Below are 22989 nucleotides of genomic sequence, written 5' to 3'. Positions count from 1 at the left end.
CACAGGGAGCCAAGAGTCAAAATTAGATTGCATGAGTCGCGGTCTGGGCGCTGGTTCTGCCAATGATGGGATGCTCAGCCAATTTATGATCAGCCCACAGAATCAACCGGCGCTAAGCTACTGAATCAGGCGGCGCTAACCCGGATTTGGGCTGCCATTGGCTGCAAACAGGTTACTATGCCGCTAACGGCCCAAACCCAGCCTAGCGCGCGTTGGCGTGTCGAGATGACATATTGTTCGCTCATGCAAGTTGGTGCTCGCCAAGGGAGGAATGACGTGTCGTTATGCTACCCAAATGACGAGCGACTCTTATGACAGAAAGTAAAAGTAAGAATCAAAACAGATGGTTGCCAGACATCTCCTTCGCGCAACGTTTAGTCCAGAGTTTAGCCCAGCGTTTAGAGCACCATTTCTGCTGCGTATGCGTAATCGCCCGTTGTTGTAGAATAACCACAGGACGTTGCCTTGCATAAACGTCAGCTAGGTTGCTGCAAAAACCACCATAAAATATCAACACGCCCTCGATATAACCTAATGCTCACCGCACGACAGCAAACAAAGACAATACCGATGCCGATAATTAGCCAGATAAATGGAGAGTCACATAAATAGGCTCCATCTTTTTAGGCTTAAACTGCTATAATTGCGCCATAATTCACGGCAATATGCACCAATATGACTCAAGCAAACAATCCATTACATGGCATTAAACTCGAAACGATAGTCACCGATCTCGTTGAGCGTTATGGTTGGGAAGAATTAGGACAGCGGATCAAAATTCGCTGCTTTACCCACGATCCCAGCATCAAATCTAGTCTGCGATTTTTAAGAAAAACCGATTGGGCGAGGGAAAAAGTGGAGTATTTATATTTAAAAGCCCATAAATTACCGTTACCCGCACCGAAGGCTGCACAGGCCAAATCCAGCCAGCCGCAACAAATGAATACTGTGAATGATTCCCAGGTCGCGTCCAATGGAGAGCCCACCGCTCTCAATAGCCATATTTGGGGAAGTCGTGGGTAAGCGGTGACCGACTAGGGTTAACAAGCCCTCGTCCCCCCTAGGGCTACATCCCCCTAAATCCGAAAATATTAGATAGGAAAACTCAAGACTAAGCGCCAAATATTTAAACCGTCACCAGTGCGGTAGCTTAGACCGATGCGATCGATATCCAACAGCTTTTCACCGAGGGGACGAGAAAATGCAAAGGTCACCCCCAGCTCATAGCTGCCCGACACTAGGTTATCTTGCCCCTTATCATCACTGAAATTTAATTCGTTAAAATACCAATAACCAACAGCAAAGAGCCGCGGCTGAACCTGTCGGTTCCACCACTGCCAGCGGGGAGACAAGCCTAAATCCACCCCAGATTGTAATACGGCAAATTGATCGGTTAAGCGCCCGATTTGTTCGCTATAGCCCACAAACCGTAAGCGGGAGACCCAAACACTTTCTTGGCCCAGCACACTAACATCATAAAGACTGCTTAAGCCCGAGGCAAAAATGGCCACATTGTTGTCAGTTTCAAAGTTGGTGCCAAAGCCCAAATCCAAATAAGCCTCTATCCGGGTATTCGTGCTCGCGCGCCAGTGATGTTCGATGCCAGGGGTGAGTGTCATAGTGCCAACAGAACTGGGTAACTCCCCTTCGGTGATCTCCTTTGCCAAATAATCAAAAAAACCAAAGGACAACGGCAAGCGCAGCCAAGTGCGACTATCATTGTTTTTTTGTAAATCAAAGGATAAGGGGATACTGACGATCGTCGCATTTTGATCCGGGACACGATAAATCCCTGTGCCTAAATAGCTGCCAAAGGCGTATGCTGAATTAGGATTAACTGGCCAGTTAGCGCCATTATCTTGAGTGCGTTGAGCAAGATGATGATCTTGGAAGGCGGTATTATCGGGGCTTACGGCGAAAGCATGGGAGGGTAACGGAGGCATAGCACTAAACTGTGCCCACACAGCCAACGGCAACAGCAGCCCGATGAAGGCCACCGCCAGCGGGACGCCCCATAATCGCCGCCCTAAACGGTTCAATTGATGCTAACCACCCAGAGAAACCTCACCGTAATACACAGAGCTAAGCCATTAATCTTCATCAACAAAATGATGTTCAGACATCATGTGCCCCAGCTCGGTGGACTTGGTCTTTAAATACGCTTCATTGTAGCGATTTTTACCTACTTGCAGTGGTACCCGCTCGACAACTTCAATGCCAAACTGTTTCATCGCTTTGACTTTACGAGGATTATTGGTCATTAGCCGCACATGCTTCACACCAATCTGTTCCAACATTGGCTTAATCATATCGTATTTACGCATATCGGCCGGAAAACCTAACTGCTCGTTGGCTTCAACAGTATTGGCGCCCTTGTCCTGTAATTCATAGGCTCTGATTTTGTTGAGCAAGCCAATTCCACGGCCTTCCTGACGTAGGTATAAAATAAACCCGCGTCCGGTTTCAGCGATATGTTGCATCGCCGTTTGTAACTGGAAACCACAGTCACAACGTAAACTAAACAGGGCATCGCCAGTTAAACATTCGGAATGAATACGCCCTAACATCGGCTCGTCGGCGTTGAGCGTACCGAAGGTAAGCGCTACATGCTCTTTGCCTGTTTCTGTATCTTCAAAACCATGCATAGCAAATACGCCCCAAGGCGTAGGTAACTTTGACGTTGCGACATATTTTATCGACATGACTTAACCTTAACGACAGCTCTCATTCCTTGAGACGAAAGTATCCTTGAAAACAAAACGATAGCGCAAAACTTGGCAAGTGACTCGAGGCAATCAGTCCATCTAATGCCCCCTGCTCGCCAGAGCGCGAGCCAAAAAGCAGGTTGCAAAGCACGCTTTACAAACAAAAACGCGCTTTACAGGCGCGAGTTTGCCAAACGGCCATTACCGCAGCAGCGGTGTTAACGCTTATCCCATTAAAAGGGGCTAGGCGCATAACCTGTCACTTCTTGTAAGCCCATTTCACGGCCCAGCGCGGTCATCGGATGCACGACCACCAAACCTTTGACGGACTTTTTCAATTGGCCCATATCGGCCTGCTCTGCCTTAGTCAGTGAGCGGTGAAACGGCAGATGTTTCAGCTCATCGCCCTGCTTATGCAATAACCGAGTTTGCTGGCCTTTCACGCTGTTGATTTGCTTGGTGACGGCGGCGATTTCACGTTTAAACTGGGCAATAATCGCTTGATCACCCCGTTGCTCTGCCGCAGCAAGTTTACGACGAAACTTGTCTAATTTATCATTTAGCTGCTGCAGTTCTTGCTTTAAATTCATTGTATTACCTTAAATTACCTAGATTAGCCACAGTCATCTCATTGGCCAAATATACTGGCAGCTGTGTCAAGTTTTAGGATTATAACAGTAAGTTGACGATCCTCGTTACCGCTTTTATAACATACGGATGATCTGATTACTGCTACCACGAAACACCAAACTAGGATCCGCTAAACTTTGCTCAAATTTACCATCGACCAAGACATCAATATACTCCAGCACCGCGCGTTGTGACGCTGTTAACTCATCAAAGACATAACCGGTCCATAACCAAATATCTTTATCGGGGCACTCGGTTTTGACCCGCTTAACCAGTGCAAGAATGGCGTCAACGTTGGCAGGCAGCAGCGGATCGCCTCCCGAAAGTGACAAACCACGACGCACTATACGTGTATCTTTAAGATCGGCGATGATCCTATCGGCCATTGCTTGATCAAATTGATGTCCAGAGCGGACATCCCAAGTGCTTTGATTATAACAACCACGGCATTGGTGCTCGCAACCCGAGACAAACAGTGTTACACGGGTTCCGGGGCCATTGACCACATCCACAGGATAATATTGATGATAATTCATAGCGTTAATTCCAGATGAGCGCTCACTAGCTATTGCAGCCGAGGTCAGTTAACGCTTAACCCCGCTTGCGCGCTAAAGATAAAGCGCAGCCCATGAATCAGTGCTGCGCTTAACGTTCAGTATAACCAAGGATACAACCACTAAGCGTTACAGGTGTTTAATCCGACGTTTTACTTCTTCTTGTTTACCATGGTTAAAGGGTCTCGCATCGGGGCTGCCTAAATAACCACACACTCGGCGCGTCACCGACACGCGGCTCGGCTCATGGTTACCGCATTTAGGACAGGTAAATCCTTTGCTGGTACAGCTAAATTCCCCAGTGAAACCGCAATCATAACATTCATCGATGGGAGTGTTGGTGCCGTAATAAGGCACGCGGCTATAACTGTAATCCCAAACGTTTTCCAAGGCTTCAAGATTGTGCTGCATGTTGGGATATTCGCCATAGCAAATAAAGCCACCGTTGGCGATAGCCGGATACGGTTGTTCAAAATCAATCTTATCATAAGGATTGACATGCTTTTCGACATCTAAATGGAAGCTATTGGTGTAATAGCCTTTATCTGTCACTCCAGTGACCACACCAAATTGTTTGGCATCCAGTTTACAAAAACGGCTGCACAGGCTCTCGCTCGGCGTGCTATATAAACTAAAACCATAGCCGGTTTGCGCTTTCCAGGCATCCGTTGCAGCCTTTAAATAAGCCACGATGGCCACCGCTTTTTCTCGTAACTCGGCATTATCAAACACATGGGTGTCAGTGCCGTAAAGCGCATTGATTGTTTCATGCAAGCCGATGTAACCGAGCGAAATCGACGCCCGGCCATTTTTGAAGATCTGGGCAATATCGTCATCGGCACGTAAGCGTACCCCACAGGCACCTTCCATATATAGGATTGGCGCAACACGGGCTTTTACCCCATTTAACCGCTCAATCCGGGTATCAAGGGCGCGACGGGCGAGAATTAAGCGCTCATCGAGTAGGCGGAAAAAGGCCGCTTCATCCCCTTCGGCTTCAAGTGCGATGCGGGGCAAGTTGAGGCTGACGACCCCAAGGTTATTGCGCCCTTCATGGATTAATTCCCCATTTTCTTCATAGGTGCCTAAAAAGCTGCGACAGCCCATTGGGGTTTTGAATGAACCGGTGACTTTTTCTACCTGCTCGTAATTTAAAATGTCCGGATACATACGCATCGTGGCGCATTTTAAGGCCATTTGCTTAACATCGTAATTACAATCGCCAGCCTTATGGTTGATGCCGTCACGGATCGCAAACACCAATTTCGGGAATACGGCGGTTTTACGGTTTTTACCCAAACCCGCCATGCGCACTTTGAGCATGGATTGCTGGATGAGGCGCGATTCCCATGAGGTGCCCAAACCAAAACCAAAGGTCACAAAGGGGGTTTGACCATTGGCAGTGTGTAAGGTATTCACTTCATATTCAAGGGATTGGAATGCATCATGGCACTCTTTTTCAGTCTGCGCGGTAGCAAACGCTTTGGCATCTTTAATCTGCCAGTTCAAGGCAACCTGATAATGCTTGTCATAGCTTTTGGCCACAAACGGGGCTAACACTTCATCAATACGATTGATGGTTGTGCCGCCATAAATATGGCTAGCGACCTGCGCGATGATCTGCGCCGTCACTGCGGTTGCCGTCGAAATTGATTTAGGGGTTTCGATCTCCGCATTGCCCATTTTAAAACCATGGGTCAACATGCCTGCTAAATCAATCAACATGCAGTTAAACATCGGGAAGAATGGCGAATAATCTAAATCGTGGTAATGGATTTCACCCGCTTCATGGGCGGCCACCACATCTTTTGGCAAAATATGGCTTTTGGCATAGTGTTTAGCCACAATGCCCGCCAACAAATCCCGCTGAGTGGGGATCACTTTTGAATCTTTGTTAGCGTTTTCATTCAGTAGTGCAGCGTTGCTCTGCTCCACTAGACCGCGAATTTCAAGATTGAGTTTACTGGTGGCTTCGCGGCAAATATCCCTATCATGACGGTACTCGATATACACCCGTGCTAATGCCTTATAAGGCCCTTCCATCAGCAGATTTTCAACGGCATCTTGCAAATGATGGATATCCACCTCCGCTAAGTCTGCCACCCGTTGACTGACACAAGCAGCAATCGTTGCAGCATAGTCGGCATCCTCTATCCCAACTGAGTTTGCAGCCGCAATGACGGCATCTCTTATCCTTGTCTCATCAAAAGGTGTGCGGCAACCGTCCCGCTTGATCACGACTGGCATTGTTCAGTTCCTCTCCATCCTGATTAAAATTAACACTACATGTAGTGATTAGCTAACCAACAAACACAATATGTAGAGTATTAGGCGATATTGGAGGTGAAACTTCCATGATCCAGATCATAATTTATAAGATGGAATAAAAGAACACTGAAGAACTGCAGCCAAGCCCAATGATCTGAAAAGACCATCTTGACCTGAGTGATAAAGCACGATAGTCCAGCTCAAGATAATGGTCCAAACTCAGGTCATAGCCGGATCCGCGCCGTCCGCAAACGGGGGCTAAAAGCACCAAAATCTGTGATAAGACAACAAGCATTGAGAGCCAACACCCGGCAGAGCAGCTAGCATGTTTAGCCCTTTACTTCACCACCACTGGGCATAATCAATGCGTCCCACGTTGCAATTACCCCTTCCACAATGCCGCTTCAATTAAATGGGCCACTTTGCCAACCGCAGCTTCGCCGGCGGCAATCGCCTCGGCAGCGCGATGGAACTCCATGGTACCAATATTGGTCACCTCAGGCACAATACAAATATCGGGGGGATCCCCCATCAACCGTGCCCGTTTATGGCGCTGCTCTAAAATCCCCATCGATTGCGACATCACGGCGATCATCCCCGGATTATCTTTGTTCCCCAGGGAAAATTTATCAGTCAAACTGCTGACATATTCACGGCCCCGAGCAAACAAATCCATAAAACCGGTTTCTTGGCGCACCTGCTGCTGCGTGCCTTCGCTCATTTTACGGCTAGTCATGTTGACCGGTAAGCCCTGTAATCGTCCCGCATTAAACCCCATTAAATCCACGGCAATCACAATATCTACCCCCATCGCCCGACATACCGATACGGGCACCGGATTAACCACGGCACCATCGACGAGCCAACGATCACCTTGATGAACGGGCGCTAAAATACCCGGCATAGAACAGGAGGCCCGCACCGCCTGACGCAAATCGCCGTGGCGAAACCAAATCTCCTGCCCCGAATACAGATCCGTCGCAACCGCAGCAAAGGGGCGCTTGAGATCCTCAATCAGCACATCACCAATATGGGTATGCAACACATCAAACACTTTTTCGCCACCAATCAAGCCACCCTTACGCCAACGAATATCCATTAATCCCAAGACATCCCAGCTTGAAAAACTGCGCACCCAAGTTTCAAGTTCGTTCAAATGATCATGGGCATAGGCGGCACCGACTAATGCTCCCACCGAGCAGCCTGCCACTTTGTCGGGTTTAATCCCCATCGCGGCAAGACCATTTAACACCCCGATATGGGCCCAACCTTTGGCTGCGCCACTGCCTAAAGCGATGCCAATGGTGGCTGATGTGCCTTTGTGCATAAATTATCTCCCTTAACACTGTTAACCCCAGACTAACCTAAAACCGGGGTAGCGTGGCTGTCAATCGCTAGCGGTTTTACTCTGCCTCAGTCACTATATCGCCATTCAATGATCCCCTGATTAACCCACGGTAACCCCAATGTTAATAAATAGGCCATTCACTCTGCTCTACACGCAGTTTGACAGAATTATTCAGGCTAATCTTGAGATTATTCATAATGTGGATAGCTGAAAATGCCCCTTTAAGGCTATAATCTGCCCTTACTAAGATTTAGGGGGTATACCTTTGCAATTTACTGATTTTTCTCTGGACCAGCGTCTATTACAAAGCTTGAAGCATATGGGGATCAGCACCCCTACCGCCATCCAGGAACAAGCACTGCCTATCGCATTGGCAGGTAAAGATTTAATGGCCTCATCTAAAACCGGTTCGGGTAAAACCCTTGCGTTTTTGTTGCCAGCATTGCAAAGAGTCATATCCACCCGCGCCCTCAGCAAACGCGATCCTCGGGTACTCATTCTATTACCTACCCGCGAGTTGGCTCAGCAGGTATACAGCCAATTGCGCTTACTGGTGGCCAATACCCAGTACAAAGCGATGAGCATCTTAGGCGGCGAGAATTTTAACGACCAAGCCAAGGCCCTCGCTAAAGAGCCGCATTTTATTGTGGCAACGCCTGGGCGAATCGCCGACCATTTAGCACAAAAGCATTTATTTCTAAATGGCTTAGAACTGCTGATTTTGGATGAAGCCGACCGCATGTTGGATTTAGGTTTCGCCCCACAACTACAAGCGATCAATGAGGCTGCGGATCACAAACGTCGGCAAACCTTAATGTTCTCAGCAACGTTAGATCACAGTGAAATCAATGAAATTGCCGCCACTTTATTAAAAAATCCCCTGCATGTGGCGATTGGTGCCGCTCATAGCGAGCATCAGGATATTCACCAGCGCATTTTCCTGTGTGATCATTTAGATCATAAAGAGGCCCTGCTGAGCCGTATTCTTCAGGACGAACCGCATAAGCAAGTGATTATCTTTACCGCTACCCGCCCAGATACCGAGCGCTTAGCGGCAAAGTTAGCCACTCAAGGCTTGAACACCGTTGCCTTAAGTGGCGAACTAAAACAAGCTGCCCGTAATCAGATCATGAACCAATTTTCGAGGGGGCTGGCGCAAATCCTTGTCACTACCGATGTTGCCTCCCGTGGGCTTGATTTGCTCAATGTCTCTTTGGTAATCAACTTTGATATGCCTAAGTTTGCCGAGGAATATGTGCACCGCATTGGTCGCACTGGCCGTGCAGGCGCCAAAGGAGATGCCATTTCCCTTGTTGGGCCAAAGGATTGGGATAACTTTAAAAAAGTACAACTCTTCCTGCGCAAAACATTTGAAATCAGCGTAATTCCAGGCATGGCCGCCAAATTTACTGGCTTAAAAGCCGTGAAAAAAACCAGTACCAACCAAGCCAAGGTAAAACCAGCTAGCCCGAAAGCCAAACCTAAAGCGAAAAAGGCGGCCCCTGCACCATCACGGGATAAACGCTTTATCACCGGGGTGGATATCGGAGATGCGCCCATGCGTAAAAAGCCTGCGGCAAAATTACTGCAGGATGATGACGTTTAAACGGCATGTTTAAACCCAGCACAACGGCAGTATAACCATTAGATCACTCTCAAGGCGGCCGATTAAACTAAGCCGCCTTGAGTAAAAACCTTGCTAGGATAAGCACATGTTGGCTGTTTGCGGCCAGTTGCGTACCATAGCGTTATTATTGACATTTTGAAGGTGTAACATGAGAGTTTGCGGTGTTGAATTAAAGGGTGGCGAGGCCATCATCAGTTTATTAAGTTATGAAGGTGAAACCTTTAATGTGCCCGAGTGCCGTAAGGTCTCCTTTAGCGTGTCACACTCAGCCAGCACAGAGTCTATTCGTGATTTTCATTTTGCCTTTCATAAATTAATGCAGGACTACAAAGTCGATGAAGTGGTGATTATTGAGCGCGAGCAAAAAGGCAAGCTTGCAGGTTCAGCCACCAGCTTTAAATTAGAAGCCGCGATTCAGTTAGGTGATGTCCCTGTGACGCTGTTGTCGCCAGTGACCATCAAAGAGCAAAACAAACGCAACCCGCCGCAGGTCGATTTTGACAGTTTAGATCTCAAACGTGTGCAGCAAAACGCCTTTGAAGCGGCGTTTGCCCAGCAAAACCGCCGGATTTTTGGCAAAGCCTGATCCGTTTATGGGGGCTCTACCCCCGTGTAGAGCCCAAATCCTATGTCTTCATTAAAGTATTTAAACGGTTACAGCACCGATATTCATCGGCAGGTCCTACAGCATATTGAGGCGGGCACCTTGCCAACCCTGCTGCTGCGCCGCCATCCAAATGTCCATGAGATCCGCAGCGATAAAGCGCTTTATGGCTATACTCAAACCTTAAAAAATCGCTATTTGCGCCAATCATCCCCGCTCTCCAAAGTGATTTTTGACGACAAAATCAGTATCAGCCACCATGCTCTAGGTCTACATTCCTATGTGGCGCGTATACAAGGCCATAAAATAAAAGCCAAGAATGAAATCCGTATTTCCTCGCGATTAAAACGGGTTCCGGAACCCCTGCTGCGGATGGTGGTGGTGCATGAACTGGCCCACCTCAAAGAAAAAGAGCACAACAAGGCCTTCTACCAATTATGTACCTACATGGAACCGGACTACCACCAACTGGAATTTGAATTAAGGCTGTTATTAACCTGCATCGACCTACAGCAGTCGCCCTATGAGCCTGAGGCAAGCTAACCGTCTTTTTCGTCTTCACCCAACTTGACTGATAATAATTTTCATTTAGACTGAGCCCCATTGCTTGGGATGGAGGCTCACATGAAAATTCGTAAACTCAAAAAACGCCTACAAAAATGGTGTAAAAAATACGCCAAAAAGTGCCTCAAGCGCCAAGCAGATTTAGCGGCATATCAAAAAATGATCCTGAACGCATCGGGTTTACACACTGCCGTACCTTCAAGTGCAAGAACCCCGAACATCACATCTCACACCGCGGTCACTCAAGCCTTAGTATGGCCATCAGCGGTGGCCCCAAGCGTGGCGGATCGCCCAGTCACGCCTCATCGGCAAAGGGATGCCGAGCTGAAAAACACCAAACTTAGCAAAAAAGTCCTACGTAAACAGCTGGCACACTTACTATCGGCCCATCTGCTACAGATGCCCCTGAAGGACTTTAAAAAGTCAAAATCCGATTTTAAACAGCAAGTCACCCATAAAGCAGCCCTATTTATTGCCGCCAATGAGACCCACTTGCCTCAGAAAACCGCGCAGATAAAACAGCTGCGGCCCAACCCTAACGCCTACAGTTTTGCTCTACGTCCCTATAAAAAATCCCCCTGTGCAGGCTGCCCCGCATTGAAAGGCAAACACTGTCGCTGCGCCTTAAAAAGGCAGCCCGTACGCCACGCGAGCTAAAACTGAGGCCATGAATGCCGCGAGTCACCACCGTATAAGGCAAAGAGGACGCTTAGCGAATGCGCTCAGCGCTTAACTAAACACACTCCAGTCCAAAGTCACCACGCTCTACACATCTAAACTCGCGCTGCATATAAATAAAAACGCCCTACACTCAATACCGTGCAGGGCGTTTTCACCGATATGGCAAGTGCAAGCCAAGTCGGCTTGTACTGTGTATTCATGCTTAGGTTGTTGATTCTTAGATTTTGCTTCTTAAGTTTTTATTCTTAGGTTGCTATCTCTCGTGCTGCAGTTCAAATACTGTATCCCTAATGCTGCATACTGAAGTCCTACTCCTTCATGCCCTTTTCCATATCTTCATAGGAGGTATGGCGCACATCTTTACCCTTGACGTAGTAAATAATGTATTCACAAATATTTTTACAGCGATCACCGACCCGCTCTACCGCTCTGGCGGCCCACAAGACGTCTAACACATCCGGAATGGAGCGAGGATCTTCCATCATATAGGTCATTAGCTGGCGGATAATCCCTTCATATTCGCGGTCAAGCTTCGCATCCTCTTTGTGTAGCTCAAGGGCCGAGTCGGCATCCATGCGAGCTAAGGCGTCGAGGGTGGCATGCAGCATCTGGGTTGCATGACGCCCCATATTCTCGATGCTAACCAATAAAGGTTGTTTTTTATTGAGATGCTTATCATGTGCAGCTTTAGCAATCCGCACACAGGCATCGCCAATACGTTCCAAATCGGCAATGGTTTTGGAAATCGCAATAATCAAGCGTAAATCGCTGGCCGCAGGTTGGCGCTTGGCAATAATGCGGGTGCATTCCTCATCGATAGCCACTTCCATTCCATTGACTTTATGATCACCCTCGATAACGCGCTGGGCAAGCTCGGCATCGAGGGCACTTAAGGCATCGATGGCCTGCTCGAGCTGACGCTCAACCAAGCCCCCCATCGCTAGCACACGATTGCGGATATCTTCCAGCTCGGTATTAAATTGCCCGGAGATGTGTTTAGTCGTATTCATATTTTCCATGTTACCCACCTTTTACTGAACTCTGCTATCACGCCCTAGAACCTGGCCTAGGGCGCTAATTTATCCGATAAATGCCACAGCGAATTAACCGTAACGTCCGGTAATGTAATCTTCTGTTTTGCGTTTTTTAGGTGTAGTAAAAATCGTATTGGTATCGGCGTATTCAACTAACTCACCCATATACATAAAGGCGGTTTGATCCGATACCCGGGCCGCTTGTTGCATATTGTGGGTCACGATAACCACGGTATATTGGGATTTAAGCTCAGTGATTAACTCTTCAATCGTCAAGGTCGAAATAGGGTCAAGGGCAGATGTGGGCTCATCGAGCAATAACACTTCCGGCTCAATAGCAATCGCACGGGCGATCACTAACCGCTGCTGCTGACCACCGGATAAGCCAAAGGCGTTATCATGCAATCGGTCTTTCACTTCGTCCCAAATCGCCGCGCCGCGCAGGGAGCGCTCTGCCGCGTCATCAAGTTCACGACGGTTATTAATGCCCTGTAAACGCAGGCCATATACCACGTTTTCGTAGATGGATTTCGGGAAAGGGTTAGGACGCTGGAATACCATGCCGACATTACGGCGCAGCGCCGCAACGTCAATCTTCTTGTCATAAATATTCTGACCGTGCAGTAAAATTTCACCCTTAATATGACAATTATCCACCAGATCATTCATCCGATTGATACAGCGCAGCAGCGTCGATTTACCGCAACCGCTGGGGCCGATAAAGGCCGTAACTTGCTTTTTAGGGATCTTCATTGAGACATTAAATAATGCCTGTTTATCGCCATAGCGCAAATCGAGATTACGGATCTCTAGTGCAGTCTCACTTGGGCTTAAATTAACTAAATCAGTGTTATTCGTGTTCATTGCTGTTGAATCTATAGAAATCATATTCAGTCCTAATACTGTCAGGATAATCGCCGATTAGTGCTCAAGCGAACGGTATTTTTCACGTAGGTGGTTACGCACACTAATGGCCGTTAAGTTCAGCGCCATAATCACGGTCACCAACAAAAACGAGGTGGCATATACCAGAGGACGCGCCGCTTCAACGTTAGGACTCTGGAAACCCACATCATAAATATGGAAGCCTAAGTGCATGAATTTGCGTTCTAAATGCACAAACGGGAAGTTAAAGTCTAAAGGCAGTGTAGGCGCCAATTTCACCACGCCCACCAACATTAACGGCGCCACTTCACCGGCGGCGCGGGCCACCGCTAGGATAAGTCCTGTCATAATTGCAGGGCTTGCCATCGGGATCACAATCCGCCACAGAGTTTCGGCCTTCGTTGCCCCTAAGGCTAAACTGCCTTGACGTACGGCGCTCGGAATACGGCTTAAGCCCTCTTCTGTCGAGACGATCACCACAGGTAACGTTAAAATAGCCAAGGTTAACGCTGACCAAATCACCCCTGGTGAACCAAAGGTCGGAGCAGGTAATGCTTCGGCATAGAACAGTTGGTCGATTGAGCCGCCCATCATATACACGAAAAATCCTAAGCCAAATACCCCGTACACAATCGAGGGCACCCCCGCAAGGTTGATCACCGCGATACGGATAACCTTCGTGATCGGGCCTTTTTTGGCGTATTCATGCATGTAAATCGCCGCAATCACCCCAAATGGCGTTACGATAACGGCCATCAATAACACCATGAATACCGTACCAAAAATTGCAGGGAATACCCCACCCTCGGTATTCGCTTCCCGGGGATCATCCCATAAGAAACGCCCCAAGCTCACAAACCAGTGCTTAAGCTTGCCAATCAGACCTAAATGATTGACATAGGTAACATCGAGCACCGCATCGAGCTTAAGTTCAACCTCAACGCCGCGCATATCCCGCACAATCACCGAATCGCGAGCCGCTTGCTCTCGTAGGGCAAACAGTTCTTTTTCTAGCACCAGATAATCTTGATGCAACGCTTCTCTTGCGGCGGCGAGCTCAGATTTCAGACTCTCGGTGAGTTCTCCATCTAGCTCATAACCGCGCTCTTTTAAGCGCAGGCGCTCTATTTCATAGTTGATTGAACCGATATCTTGTTTTTGCAGCTTAAGCGCCTTATCAGATAAAGCAACTGCCCGCTCAATATGCTCCATTAATGATGCTTCAATGACATCATTGGCTAACTCAAGGCGCTTGCCGTTTTCAATCACGGCGATGGGATAACCGTAAAAGTTGCCGTTTTTAGCACGCTCAAGCTTAGCGACATCGCTCGGCTCAGAACGGCTGACAATATCGGTGGCCAAAATCCAACGAAAATCCAAACCGACAAACTCCCGGTTACCGGTTTTAACCAGATAACGGGTGACAAACTCACCGGGATCTTGCTTAAACACTTGCCCTGCCGCAATCAAACGCTCGGTGGGGACTTCCTCCCGGTCGTAAATTTCACCAATCAAGGTTGAACGCACGCCGGCACTGTCTTCAAGTTCCCACTGATACACAGTCGCTGGCCAAAAATAACTTAATCCGCGCCATGCAATCAGCAGCAATAAACCTAATACGGCAATCAAACTGATACTCACCGCTCCGCCCGTCATCCAAATCCATGGCGAGCCCGATTTTACCCACTTACTCATTGCACAAACCCCTCAAGGTCATTGGCGAAATTGTCTTTAGTATCATGATGAAATCTCCATTACAGCGAGCTATAGCGATCACGTAGACGCTGGCGGACCACTTCGGCAATCGTGTTAAAGATGAAGGTAAACACGAACAGCACAAATGCAGCGAGGAATAACACCCGATAATGGGAGCTACCAATGGCGGACTCGGGCATTTCTACGGCGATGTTGGCGGCTAACGTACGCATACCTTCAAACACACTCCATTCCATAATGGCAGTGTTACCCGTGGCCATCAGTACAATCATGGTTTCGCCCACAGCACGGCCAAGACCAATCATGATCGCAGAGAAAATCCCTGGGCTTGCGGTGAGCAACACCACCCGGGTCAGTGTCTGCCAAGGGGTCGCGCCGAGGGCTAAACTGCCGTTTGATAAATGGCGAGGTACCGAGAAAATGGCGTCTTCGGCGATGGAGAATATGTTCGGGATCACCGCAAAGCCCATGGCGATACCGACCACTAGCGCATTACGTTGGTCAAAGGTAATGCCTAATTCATTGGTGATAAATTGACGGGAGTTACCATCAAAAAATGCCACTTCAATCATCGGGCTTATCGCAAAGGAGAACCAACCGATAAAGCAGATCACTGGGATCAACATCAACTCTTGGTAAGTCTCTGGTAAACGCTGTTTCCACTTGCCTGGTAAGCGACTCCAACCAAACGCCGAGGCCAAGATAGAGACAGGCAATAACACTAACAACACCAAAATGCCAGGCAAATGCTCCTCAACCAAGGGCGCTAACCACAGCCCAGCCAAAAAGCCCAGAATCACCGTGGGTAAGGCTTCCATAATCTCAATGGTCGGCTTCACAATTCCACGCACTTTAGGCGACATAAAGTAAGCGGTATAAATCGCGCCCGCGATGGATAAAGGCACAGCAAACAACATGGCATAAAAGGCCGCTTTTAGGGTGCCAAACACCAGCGGCATGAGGCTTAATTTAGCTTCAAAGTCATCACTGCCAGAGGTGGACTGCCATACATATTGAGGCTCTGGATAACCCTCGTACCATACTTTGGTCCACAGCGCACTCCATGACACCTCTGGATGGGAGTTTTCGATAGCGAACAGGTTAAGCTGATTATCAGCCTCGACCACAATGCCATTGGACCGCGGACTAAACCCCATAACCCCTGGATTTTTAATCTCAAATTTTTGCTCAAACAGTTCGCGCTCACTGGTGGTGTACAATAACGACAACTCACCTTCGGGGCTCACTACCGCAAAGCTCTTACGATAAAACTCAGTGGCAATGGCGGCGACTGGTGCTAACTCGTTAAATTCACGGATTTCTTTATATAGACGGCCCTTATGGCCATTGACTTGGAAATATTGAGTCACGACCCCCGAATCATAACTGACTAAAATCGAACTGGCGCCAGCAAGTAAAGCCATCTTATTGACCTTACTCTTGTTCTTTTCAGCATCAATAACTTGTATTAACCCCACATTATCAACATCGCGGATGTTATAGATGAAAATTTTATTATCCATCTGCAACATCAACTGACGTTGATCTGGCGTCATTAACTGATGAGCCACATTCTTTGGTGCATCGGCAATCACCGCAGAGCTAAGCGTCCATTCCACTTCCTCGGTCATCATGTTCTCTACCCCTTCGACGCGGCTTAAACGCCAAACACCGCTGGCATCCTGATAGGCGAAGGTGAGTTTGTCACTGCTATAGGTAAAGGCTAATTTATTGATAGCACTGCCATTCTCATCAATGGTAATGGGAGTGTCTCCGGAGGAGTAACGCAGTTTAGGGGTGATTAAGCGTTTGTTGTTGGGGTAGGTTAAACCAAATTCGATACCGACAATCAGCGCTTGACCATTACTTAACCCTAAGGCAAAACGCTGTTCATTGGGCGCGGCCACCGCAGCACTCGTGACAGAGACTCCCGCAGGTAACGGCGGCGTAAAGGTTGACATCAAGCTACCATCGGCTGCTGCATAAAAATCCACTTGACCATCGACAGCCACGCGGTACAACACCTCATTTTGCTCGTCAGCCCCCACCATCAAGGTCGCCACTTCAGTATGCTGATAGCGAACACTGTTAACCGGTGTGACATCGGCACTGTCAAAAATCGGTTTTATCACGTACAGCAAGTAAAAAAAGATCAACAACAGCGCGACAAAAACCATAGTCCCGCCAATCGTGACCCCAATTTCAGCTGCCTTATCCTTAAATGCCCTGCGACTTGAACGTCCACCCTTCAACATATTATGGGACGCAGAACCAGGTTGAGTGACCTGACTTTCCATTAAGAACCTCTATGATTAACGCCTGTGAGTTTTTCGTTAGAATTTGCCAAGTGCTATGCTTACATCGTTTCAACATAAACTGAGCAATAACAAACTCCTTCTTTTTAAGTACGTTGGATTATATGACGCAAAGATGACAGTTGTGTTACAACTCATATTAAAACAGATGCCTTGGATAAAAAACAGGAGTTCACACGATGATCCGCTACTTAATAACACTTCAAGCACCTGACCGAAAAGGATTAGTTGAACAAATCGCCCATGCCGTTAGCCGTCACGGTGGCAACTGGCTCGACTCCGAACTGCGCCATATCCACGGTATCTTTGCCGCAATTTTGTTACTCGAAGTGCCCTCCCAACGTATTGATGAATTAATTGAAGCGCTCGAATGTATCGACGGACTTAATCTCACCTATGCCAAGGCAACCTTTGCCCTAACACCGCTGAAACGCCTAAGTTACCATGTTGTCGCCTACGACAGACCGGGATTGGTGCTGGATATCTCCAATCGCATCACCGCATTAGGCATTAATATTGAGCAATTTAGCAGTCGCTTTGAAAGCGCAGGCCACACAGGTATCGCCCTCTTTAGGGCAACGATCGGCTTAGGACTGACAGATAGCGCCCAAGAAGAACAGCTAGTGCAATCCCTCTACGCCCTCGGGGACGATTTGGTGTTGGATAAATTAACCCGTGATCATTAAATGCTCAGTGCTGAAGCGTGAATACAACACATGAAGGGTTAAGAAGGCTGCCCTAAACGGTTGAGCAAACTTCAAACTCAACCAATCCCCACAGCCAAGGAGGTAAAACGCAGCTAACGCCCCACTGCTAACCTCCCACCATGGTTATAACATAAAGATAATCAACGACTAATTGAGCATTTTATCTCCAATACCAACAAAGTTTAATGAAGTCATCTCTTTTCTAATCAGCGTCTTTTGATAAACTTCACCCAGCAAACAGCTATGGACGATGTGTCCTCAATCTCGCTGTGTTCCACGGACAGCGAATATTGCATTTTTATCACCCATCCCAAGGAGCGGTGCGTATGGAGCAGTTATACCAACTGGCTCAGGCCATGATCCATAATGATCTGGCAGTATTATCAAACCCCAATGTCACCTTAATGGTCAGTGGGGTGATCTTATTCTTCCTCGTGATGGAAAATGGCTTTATTCCCACAGCGTTTTTACCGGGAGACACCTTACTCATCCTAACAGGAGTATTGATATCTCAAGATATTCTTCACATGGGGATAGTGCCACTGTTAATGGTGGCGACCTTTATTGGCACCGCCCTTGGCTATTTGCAGGGCTATTTTCTCGGGCACACCCAAACCTACCATAACTTGTTAGCTCACATCGATGATAAACACCAACAAAAGGCGCACTATCTAATTGATAAATATGGAATACTCACGTTGCTAATCGCTCGTTACATCCCTTTTGTACGGACGATTTACCCGTATATTATTGGGGCGACAGGCATTTCTAGAAGCCGCTTTTTAATGATTAACGTCGTCAGCTCCATACTGTGGATAGTGCCTCTCGTCAGTTTTGGCTATCTCATCAGCCACACCAAACTGGCCACCCAATACCAAACACAATTTATGAGTATTATTATCTATTTACCCGTAGCCCTGCTGCTTATCGGTGTCGCGACCTTAATTTACAAATGGTTGAGTAAAAAAAGTCCCTATAAACCCTAACCACCACCCCGGCAGACGCGAATGTTCTGCCATGCAAGTGCCGCGCTGCAAGGTTGCAGGCGGCAAACGAAATTCGCGAAACGAATATGCCGCCCTTGTGACTCGCCAATGTTATTTTGCAGTTAACTTATTTTCGCCGCGTTTTACTGCCCTTTAGCGACGGGCAGAGGGCAACTGTTCAATAGCGAATGATGTTAATCATCGCCATGAGCCCAACGACAGGCACCTTTGCGCGATACCGCCACTTAAAGTCATGCTGACAACTGAGAGCACTTTAGCGGTCAACATGAGCGCAAAGATACACCGAGGAGAATATCGATGTTAGGAACGCTAAAAAAGCTGCGCGCGCACTTAGATGAGGCGCACCAAGTACAGTATCAATTAGTGGTCGGTGATGAGTTATTAGCGCTTAACCCTCTGATAGGAAAACCGTTAACCTTAACTCATACCGGTAATATTTTTTGCTGTCACTGCGGTAAAAAGACCAAAAAAAGCTACTCCCAAGGCCACTGCTTTGTCTGTATGCAACAACTCGCCAGCTGCGATATGTGTATGATGAAGCCCGAAACCTGTCACTTCGACCAAGGCACCTGCCGCGAGCCACAGTGGGCACAGAGCCATTGTTTTGTCCCACACTATGTTTATCTCTCTAACACGTCTGGCATCAAAGTTGGCATCACCCGCCATACACAGTTGCCGACTCGCTGGATAGATCAAGGCGCGACTCAAGGCTTAGCCATACTTAAAGTCGCCACTCGGCAAATTTCGGGGCTCGTAGAAGTCGAATTAGCTAAATTAATCAACGATAAAACCCAGTGGCAAACCATGCTCAAAGGCCATGCTGCAGATATTGACTTGCATGCTAAGGCGGCAGAACTGCTCCCACATATCGAAGCCAAACTGCACGAAATCGGCATGCAAAAAGGCGATTACAGCATTGAGCGAGTACAGAATGAAATTCAAGCGATTCATTATCCGATTACTGTATTTCCCCAAAAAATCACTTCACATAATTTTGATAAACAACCGGTGGTAAGCGGGATCCTGCAGGGAATTAAAGGACAATATTTACTTTTCGATACGGGCGTGATTAATATCCGCAAATTTAGCGCCTATGAGGTGCATGTGACGCGTTAAGCCGCGCTGGTTCTGTGTGTCACAGCGATACCATCATTATCGCCATCCCTGTGCGTGTAGGGGAACTTGCTGAATCACATGAGCCTTCGGCGCAGGCACTCAACTGATTGCGATGGCATTTATCCGTTTCACAATGAAACTGTCGCGCCATGAAACTGTGCCGCAATCAAACTGTGACACTATGAAACTCTGGCACAATGAAACTGTGGCACACTCTGATTGATCCGCTAAAATGCCTCATTCGGCGTCAGTAACGGTAATACCGCAGCGCGTAAATTTAAGGGGTTATCCCCTATCACAATGCCAAAAATCGAATAAAGGAGAGGGATATCTTTATGGAGTTAATCATCGCTATTGCACTATTTGCTTTTTCCTCGGGGATCACTCCAGGGCCGAACAATATTATGCTGATGACCTCCGGCGTCAACTTTGGTATCAAACGCAGCCTCCCCCACCTAATGGGGATTAGCCTTGGCTTTCCGACCATGATCCTCGCCATTGGTTTAGGCCTAAGCGCCGTCTTCCAAACCTATCCCATTATTCACCAAATTATTAAAATTATTGGCATTATTTATCTATTATACCTTTCATGGTTAATTGCTAACAGCAGTAGCAAACTTGAAGGTAAAAGCGTCGCTAAACCCCTTAGTTTTATCCAAGCTGCCGCATTTCAATGGGTGAATCCTAAGGGCTGGATTATGGCGGTGGGCGCGATTGCCACCTTTACTTCGGTCCAGCAAGAGCTCACCGCGCAAGTCATCACGATCGCGACGGTATTTTTATGTGTCGCCTTTCCCTGCGCGATTGTCTGGCTGGGGTTTGGCGTGGCCCTTAAACGCCTGTTAAAAAATGAGCGTCAGCAGAAACTTTTTAATATCAGCATGGCTGTCTTGCTTGTGGCGTCTATCATCCCTATGATCGCTCCCTAGCTTTTACGCGCAGGCCAAACACCACGATGAATGAAATCGAGTTGATCACTCACCAAACCGATAACTGGGTGAAAAAAGTGATCATGAAATACAATATTTGCCCCTTTGCTAGACGCGAAGTCGAGCGCGGCACGATTCGTTACTTGGTCGTAGAGCACACAAAACCCAAGCTCGTGCTTAAGGCATTAATTGAAGAATGCCAATACCTTGATGCTCACCCGGCACACGAAACCTCGCTGTTTATTTTGCCACGGGGCTTTGAGGGCTTTTATGCCTATCTCGACCTAGTCGATATGGCCAATGATGCATTGCTCGATAACGACTACGAAGGCGTTTATCAGCTGGCCACTTTTCATCCGGATTATTGCTTCGAGGGTGAGCCACAGGACGCCCCTGCCAATTTCACCAACCGCGCGCCCTACCCAACCTTACACATCATCCGTGAAACGAGTATGGAACTTGCTTTGGCAAGCTATAACGATCCTGAATCTATTCCCGAGCGCAACATTGCCTTTTGCCAGCGAAAAGGGAGCGATTTTTTCATTAAACTGCTTGCCCAATGCATGGCAAAATAAGCCCAAACTCGCGCCGCCATCAGCAAGCTCATCGAATTGACAAGCGGCGACGCTACCCACAAAACGTGCTGCGCCAATGTGACGGTGAAACGTTAAAAGTGATTCTAAAATGCTTACGATAGCTACTTTCAGAACCAAAACCTGCTCGCTCTGCCACCTCTGCAATCGATAGCTCTGTGGTTTCGAGCAAAGACTGACTCAGCTGCAAGCGCTTATTTAGCAACCACTCGCCAAAAGTACAACCGTACACGGCTTTAAAATTGCGAGTAAATGTGCGCCGACTCATGGCACAGCGCTTAGCGAGCGCATCAATACGATGAGGTTGATTAATTTGCCCTTCAACTATGCCAATCACAGAGGAAAGTTCGGTCGCTCCGTTCACTTTACGGGGGAACGGAGCGGGGATATATTGCTGCTGCCCACCCGCTCTAAAGGGCGCGGCGACCATCACCCTTGCCAAATGCGCTGCAACCTCATGGCCCACAAAACGTCGTAAAATATGTAAACAGCAATCAAGGGCGGCTACCACACCTGCGGAGGTAATCAATTGCGGCTCTTCAATAAATAAAGGGGCACTATCAAACAATACCTTAGGAAAGCGTTGCTGAAACAGCTCCTGATAGGCCCAATGAGTGGTAGCCCTTTTCCCATCAAGTAACCCTGTTTGGGCAATCACAAAAGCGCCTAAACATAATCCAACAAGCAACGCCCCGTTGCGATGGGCTTGGATTAAGTGTTCGATGAGTACTGGCGCGGCCTGCGGCAGAGACTCAGGCCAGCTCGGAAAAATCACGATATCGGCATCAACAATTGCCGCAATTGGTTCCCAGTCTTCGAGGACTAAGCCCGCACTATCTTTTAGCTTATTCTCATCTTCATCAATATTATAAAGCCTGACATCAAATGGACTATTACCACCAATAAACACATCGTTAAACACCAAACTGGGTACTGATAAATGAAAAGCGCTGATCCCATCAAACGCCAGCAACGCCACTTGCACCGGTTTTATACGTACCATAATATTGACCCAATATGAGCGGAAGATGTCCTTAGGGACAATATGACATAAATACCACTCAGGTGATAATCGTCTGCAAAGTGTAAACCGTTTGGAGACTAACAATGAAGATCCATCACTTACGCAGTGCGACATTGATTATTGAGTCACAAGATAAGGTCATCCTGATCGATCCTATGCTAGGTGCGAAAGGCTCTATCCCGCCCTTTAGCCTAGTGCGCTTTAAAGCCCAAAGAAATCCGACTATCGATTTGCCTACAAATGCCCCCGCGCTGCTCGAGAAAGTCACTCATTGTTTATTAACTCACAGCCGAACCTTCGGCTTTAAACCACTGCAACATAGCGACCATTTAGATGCCGCAGGGGAAGCCTTTTTAATTCAGCGCAATATCCGCGTAACCACGCCAGCCAAGGATAAAGCCTATCTTGAGAAATATGGCATATCCGTTGAGCATGGCATTGAACCTTGGGAAAGTATCGACTATTTAGGCGGTAAACTGACGGCAATACCTGCTAAACACGGCCACGGCTGGATCCATAAGGTCATGGCAAACGGTTGTGGCTTTATCTTGGCACTCCCCGATGAACCGACACTCTATATCAGTGGTGATACCGTACTGACGGCGGATGTAAAACGAGCACTGACGGAGTGTAAACCCGATATTACCTTGGTGGCTGCAGGAGAAGCTCAGATGGATGTCGG

The 22989-nt window shown here is 47.8% G+C and carries 22 protein-coding genes; 11 read left to right on the top strand and 11 right to left on the bottom strand.

Annotation, left to right across the window (positions count from 1 at the left end; all coding sequences use genetic code 11):
* Positions 1-675: 675 nt before the first annotated feature.
* Positions 676-1023 (top strand): VF530 family DNA-binding protein, encoded by a 348-nt coding sequence (locus ACRCZA_RS02530; protein ID WP_438672915.1) that lies wholly within the window; start codon positions 676-678, stop codon positions 1021-1023.
* A 68-nt stretch (positions 1024-1091) separates the two neighbouring features.
* On the opposite strand, the gene ACRCZA_RS02525 is transcribed toward ACRCZA_RS02530, so the two are convergent.
* The 6 genes from ACRCZA_RS02525 to rssA form a co-directional block, all read right to left on the bottom strand.
* The gene (locus ACRCZA_RS02525) at positions 1092-2003 is read right to left on the bottom strand and encodes a hypothetical protein (RefSeq protein WP_438672916.1); all 912 of its coding nucleotides are present in this window, start codon (positions 2001-2003) and stop codon (positions 1092-1094) included.
* Between the two features lie 87 nt (positions 2004-2090).
* Positions 2091-2702, bottom strand: coding sequence for a GTP cyclohydrolase II (ribA, locus tag ACRCZA_RS02520; RefSeq protein WP_438672914.1), 612 nt, complete (start codon positions 2700-2702; stop codon positions 2091-2093).
* Between the two features lie 236 nt (positions 2703-2938).
* Positions 2939-3295, bottom strand: coding sequence for a YibL family ribosome-associated protein (locus tag ACRCZA_RS02515; protein WP_438672913.1), 357 nt, complete (start codon positions 3293-3295; stop codon positions 2939-2941).
* Between the two features lie 114 nt (positions 3296-3409).
* Positions 3410-3871, bottom strand: a complete 462-nt coding sequence (gene nrdG, locus ACRCZA_RS02510) for an anaerobic ribonucleoside-triphosphate reductase-activating protein (protein ID WP_438672912.1) — start codon at positions 3869-3871, stop codon at positions 3410-3412.
* Positions 3872-4018: 147 nt separating this feature from the next.
* The gene (gene nrdD / locus ACRCZA_RS02505) at positions 4019-6136 is read right to left on the bottom strand and encodes an anaerobic ribonucleoside-triphosphate reductase (protein WP_438672911.1); all 2118 of its coding nucleotides are present in this window, start codon (positions 6134-6136) and stop codon (positions 4019-4021) included.
* A 403-nt stretch (positions 6137-6539) separates the two neighbouring features.
* Positions 6540-7484 (bottom strand): patatin-like phospholipase RssA, encoded by a 945-nt coding sequence (gene rssA, locus ACRCZA_RS02500; RefSeq protein ID WP_438672910.1) that lies wholly within the window; start codon positions 7482-7484, stop codon positions 6540-6542.
* Between the two features lie 286 nt (positions 7485-7770).
* Between rssA and ACRCZA_RS02495 the strand changes: the two genes are divergently transcribed.
* From ACRCZA_RS02495 to ACRCZA_RS02480, 4 genes are all read left to right on the top strand, one after another.
* Positions 7771-9111: a DEAD/DEAH box helicase gene (locus tag ACRCZA_RS02495; RefSeq protein WP_438672909.1), complete on the top strand. Its 1341-nt coding sequence runs from the start codon at positions 7771-7773 to the stop codon at positions 9109-9111.
* 169 nt (positions 9112-9280) lie between these two features.
* Positions 9281-9718 carry a DUF3010 family protein gene (locus ACRCZA_RS02490; protein WP_438672908.1) on the top strand — a complete coding sequence of 146 codons (438 nt, stop codon included), beginning with the start codon at positions 9281-9283 and terminating at the stop codon, positions 9716-9718.
* Positions 9719-9760: 42 nt separating this feature from the next.
* Positions 9761-10279 carry a M48 metallopeptidase family protein gene (locus ACRCZA_RS02485; protein WP_438672907.1) on the top strand — a complete coding sequence of 173 codons (519 nt, stop codon included), beginning with the start codon at positions 9761-9763 and terminating at the stop codon, positions 10277-10279.
* Positions 10280-10360: 81 nt separating this feature from the next.
* Positions 10361-10957: a hypothetical protein gene (locus tag ACRCZA_RS02480; RefSeq protein ID WP_438672906.1), complete on the top strand. Its 597-nt coding sequence runs from the start codon at positions 10361-10363 to the stop codon at positions 10955-10957.
* A gap of 332 nt (positions 10958-11289) precedes the next feature.
* On the opposite strand, the gene phoU is transcribed toward ACRCZA_RS02480, so the two are convergent.
* The 4 genes from phoU to ACRCZA_RS02460 all read right to left on the bottom strand — a co-directional run bounded on the left by phoU (position 11290) and on the right by ACRCZA_RS02460 (position 16913).
* Positions 11290-12000, bottom strand: a complete 711-nt coding sequence (gene phoU / locus ACRCZA_RS02475; protein WP_438672905.1) for a phosphate signaling complex protein PhoU — start codon at positions 11998-12000, stop codon at positions 11290-11292.
* 84 nt (positions 12001-12084) lie between these two features.
* Positions 12085-12903 (bottom strand): phosphate ABC transporter ATP-binding protein PstB, encoded by an 819-nt coding sequence (gene pstB / locus ACRCZA_RS02470; RefSeq protein ID WP_438672904.1) that lies wholly within the window; start codon positions 12901-12903, stop codon positions 12085-12087.
* Between the two features lie 33 nt (positions 12904-12936).
* On the bottom strand, positions 12937-14595 hold the full coding sequence (gene pstA, locus ACRCZA_RS02465; protein ID WP_438672903.1) for a phosphate ABC transporter permease PstA: 1659 nt from the start codon (positions 14593-14595) through the stop codon (positions 12937-12939).
* A gap of 59 nt (positions 14596-14654) precedes the next feature.
* Positions 14655-16913, bottom strand: coding sequence for an ABC transporter permease subunit (locus tag ACRCZA_RS02460; RefSeq protein ID WP_438672902.1), 2259 nt, complete (start codon positions 16911-16913; stop codon positions 14655-14657).
* Between the two features lie 197 nt (positions 16914-17110).
* Between ACRCZA_RS02460 and ACRCZA_RS02455 the strand changes: the two genes are divergently transcribed.
* The 5 genes from ACRCZA_RS02455 to ACRCZA_RS02435 all read left to right on the top strand — a co-directional run bounded on the left by ACRCZA_RS02455 (position 17111) and on the right by ACRCZA_RS02435 (position 21265).
* The gene (locus tag ACRCZA_RS02455; protein WP_438672901.1) at positions 17111-17617 is read left to right on the top strand and encodes a glycine cleavage system protein R; all 507 of its coding nucleotides are present in this window, start codon (positions 17111-17113) and stop codon (positions 17615-17617) included.
* 347 nt (positions 17618-17964) lie between these two features.
* Positions 17965-18624 (top strand): DedA family protein, encoded by a 660-nt coding sequence (locus ACRCZA_RS02450; protein WP_438672900.1) that lies wholly within the window; start codon positions 17965-17967, stop codon positions 18622-18624.
* Positions 18625-18942: 318 nt separating this feature from the next.
* A complete protein-coding gene (locus tag ACRCZA_RS02445) occupies positions 18943-19761 on the top strand; it encodes a DUF2797 domain-containing protein (RefSeq protein ID WP_438672899.1) in 819 nt (272 codons plus the stop codon).
* 335 nt (positions 19762-20096) lie between these two features.
* Entirely contained in the window at positions 20097-20690 is a 594-nt protein-coding gene (locus tag ACRCZA_RS02440; RefSeq protein WP_438672898.1) for a LysE family translocator, read from the top strand.
* A 26-nt stretch (positions 20691-20716) separates the two neighbouring features.
* Positions 20717-21265 (top strand): DUF1415 domain-containing protein, encoded by a 549-nt coding sequence (locus tag ACRCZA_RS02435; RefSeq protein ID WP_438672897.1) that lies wholly within the window; start codon positions 20717-20719, stop codon positions 21263-21265.
* A 52-nt stretch (positions 21266-21317) separates the two neighbouring features.
* On the opposite strand, the gene ACRCZA_RS02430 is transcribed toward ACRCZA_RS02435, so the two are convergent.
* The gene (locus tag ACRCZA_RS02430; RefSeq protein WP_438672896.1) at positions 21318-22286 is read right to left on the bottom strand and encodes a GlxA family transcriptional regulator; all 969 of its coding nucleotides are present in this window, start codon (positions 22284-22286) and stop codon (positions 21318-21320) included.
* Between the two features lie 104 nt (positions 22287-22390).
* On the opposite strand from ACRCZA_RS02430, the gene ACRCZA_RS02425 reads away from it, so the two are divergent.
* Positions 22391-22989: MBL fold metallo-hydrolase (locus ACRCZA_RS02425; RefSeq protein ID WP_438672895.1), on the top strand; the 599-nt coding region annotated here is incomplete at its 3' end.

The sequence above is a fragment of the Shewanella sp. genome (assembly GCF_051658185.1).
GTDB lineage: Bacteria > Pseudomonadota > Gammaproteobacteria > Enterobacterales > Shewanellaceae > Shewanella.
This window is presented reverse-complemented; position numbering and strand designations above follow the sequence as displayed.

Bases quoted from the DNA above. Each gene is read 5' to 3' on its own strand.
- pstB (WP_438672904.1), bottom strand. From the start codon at position 12,903: ATGATTTCTATAGATTCAACAGCAATGAACACGAATAACACTGATTTA.
- ACRCZA_RS02460 (WP_438672902.1), bottom strand. From the start codon at position 16,913: ATGGAAAGTCAGGTCACTCAACCTGGTTCTGCGTCCCATAATATGTTG.
- ACRCZA_RS02450 (WP_438672900.1), top strand. From the start codon at position 17,965: ATGGAGCAGTTATACCAACTGGCTCAGGCCATGATCCATAATGATCTG.
- ACRCZA_RS02435 (WP_438672897.1), top strand. From the start codon at position 20,717: ATGAATGAAATCGAGTTGATCACTCACCAAACCGATAACTGGGTGAAA.
- ACRCZA_RS02530 (WP_438672915.1), top strand. From the start codon at position 676: ATGACTCAAGCAAACAATCCATTACATGGCATTAAACTCGAAACGATA.
- ACRCZA_RS02445 (WP_438672899.1), top strand. From the start codon at position 18,943: ATGTTAGGAACGCTAAAAAAGCTGCGCGCGCACTTAGATGAGGCGCAC.
- ACRCZA_RS02515 (WP_438672913.1), bottom strand. From the start codon at position 3,295: ATGAATTTAAAGCAAGAACTGCAGCAGCTAAATGATAAATTAGACAAG.
- ribA (WP_438672914.1), bottom strand. From the start codon at position 2,702: ATGTCGATAAAATATGTCGCAACGTCAAAGTTACCTACGCCTTGGGGC.
- pstA (WP_438672903.1), bottom strand. From the start codon at position 14,595: ATGAGTAAGTGGGTAAAATCGGGCTCGCCATGGATTTGGATGACGGGC.
- nrdD (WP_438672911.1), bottom strand. From the start codon at position 6,136: ATGCCAGTCGTGATCAAGCGGGACGGTTGCCGCACACCTTTTGATGAG.
- phoU (WP_438672905.1), bottom strand. From the start codon at position 12,000: ATGGAAAATATGAATACGACTAAACACATCTCCGGGCAATTTAATACC.
- ACRCZA_RS02440 (WP_438672898.1), top strand. From the start codon at position 20,097: ATGGAGTTAATCATCGCTATTGCACTATTTGCTTTTTCCTCGGGGATC.
- ACRCZA_RS02480 (WP_438672906.1), top strand. From the start codon at position 10,361: ATGAAAATTCGTAAACTCAAAAAACGCCTACAAAAATGGTGTAAAAAA.
- ACRCZA_RS02430 (WP_438672896.1), bottom strand. From the start codon at position 22,286: ATGGTACGTATAAAACCGGTGCAAGTGGCGTTGCTGGCGTTTGATGGG.
- ACRCZA_RS02485 (WP_438672907.1), top strand. From the start codon at position 9,761: ATGTCTTCATTAAAGTATTTAAACGGTTACAGCACCGATATTCATCGG.
- rssA (WP_438672910.1), bottom strand. From the start codon at position 7,484: ATGCACAAAGGCACATCAGCCACCATTGGCATCGCTTTAGGCAGTGGC.
- ACRCZA_RS02490 (WP_438672908.1), top strand. From the start codon at position 9,281: ATGAGAGTTTGCGGTGTTGAATTAAAGGGTGGCGAGGCCATCATCAGT.
- ACRCZA_RS02455 (WP_438672901.1), top strand. From the start codon at position 17,111: ATGATCCGCTACTTAATAACACTTCAAGCACCTGACCGAAAAGGATTA.
- nrdG (WP_438672912.1), bottom strand. From the start codon at position 3,871: ATGAATTATCATCAATATTATCCTGTGGATGTGGTCAATGGCCCCGGA.